General features: G+C 56.0%; 1 protein-coding gene. It reads right to left on the reverse strand.

Annotated elements, in window-relative coordinates; all coding sequences use genetic code 11:
- On the reverse strand, window positions 1–204 hold a 204-nt coding region (locus ACZ3HH_RS29975; RefSeq protein ID WP_465810205.1), incomplete at its 3' end, for a MerR family transcriptional regulator.
- Window positions 205–273 lie beyond the last annotated feature (69 nt).

The following is a 273-nucleotide window of genomic DNA, read 5'->3' on the forward strand; positions in this document are numbered from 1 at the left end:
CTCATCCATTGCATAGCCAAGGTCGCGCGCGCGCAGGATGAACTGCAACCTTTGCACCAGTTCCGGCGAATAGACGCGGTAGCCGTTGGAACTGCGAGGCGGCCCCGGCAGCAATCCCACCTTCTCGTAATAGCGGATGGTTTCGAGATTGCAGCCTGTTTTCCGGGCAAGCTGGGCACGCAAGATGCCGACCTGTTGCTCCATGAAAATACCTCTTGAGTCTGTAGTGGCTACAGAGCCTACACTGCGAATCACTCAGTTGGAACAAGGGAT

Source organism: Pseudomonas sp. PME37.24/025 (genome assembly GCF_055556615.1).